The following is a 780-nucleotide window of genomic DNA, read 5'->3' on the forward strand; positions in this document are numbered from 1 at the left end:
CCGAAGGTCCTTCCACGGGGGCGGTGGAGCGGTGGCAGGATCAATGGTCCGGACGATCCCCGGTTGGCCAAACCGGCGATCCCCGGCTATGTTGCGGCCCGTTCTCACCAGTGGGGGTTCTCGGTTCCGCGGTCCGAGTCGCCGGCGGCGTCGAGGAGTTCCGGCAGGTCACGGCCTTCCGCCTCGCGCTGGTCGATCCACCATCCGGCTCGGGTGATCGCACGCGCCCGCTCCTCCAGGGCCGCCCACTCGCCCTCGTCCCCGGTGCCCTCGACGACCAGCGCGGTGTGGGCGGCGACCATCAACCGGTGACGGCAGCGCTCACCCCAGTCGAGGATGTTCTCGGGGCCCTCCAGCGGCGGCATGTGGAAACGGGCGGCCCATTCATCGGCGGCCTGCCGTTCCTCGGCGCGCTTGGCGGCGAGCCACTGCTCCTTGGAAAGGGTGTCGGCCTCGCGAGCGGACTTCCAGCAGTCGGTGCAGTCCCTGGTCGCGAGCCAGCGGGCGAACCCGGCCCGCCTGTCGGCGGGGCGGTGGGCCAGGTCATGGACGGCCTCGTGACCGCAGTCGTGCGTGATCGTCCATTGGGTGCGGACAGCCATGGAGCGCTCCTTGAGAACAGGGCGATGGAAGGACGGCCCGTCGGAGGGGTCGGCGGTGCCGGTTTTGCCGTGATCCATCGCGGGTGATCGCGGCCGGCGCACCGGGGAAGGGGGCCGGGGCCGCGCTGGATGTGTGGAGAGGTTTCCGGGCTCACCGGCGGGGCGTGTGGTGCCCCAG

The 780-nt window shown here is 71.7% G+C and carries 1 protein-coding gene; it reads right to left on the bottom strand.

Annotated elements, in window-relative coordinates; all coding sequences use genetic code 11:
• Window positions 1–104 precede the first annotated feature (104 nt).
• Window positions 105–602, bottom strand: coding sequence for a hypothetical protein (locus FNQ90_RS25535; RefSeq protein WP_182608475.1), 498 nt, complete (start codon window positions 600–602; stop codon window positions 105–107).
• Window positions 603–780 lie beyond the last annotated feature (178 nt).

This window comes from Streptomyces alkaliphilus (genome assembly GCF_014141535.1).
Classification (GTDB): domain Bacteria; phylum Actinomycetota; class Actinomycetes; order Streptomycetales; family Streptomycetaceae; genus Streptomyces; species Streptomyces alkaliphilus.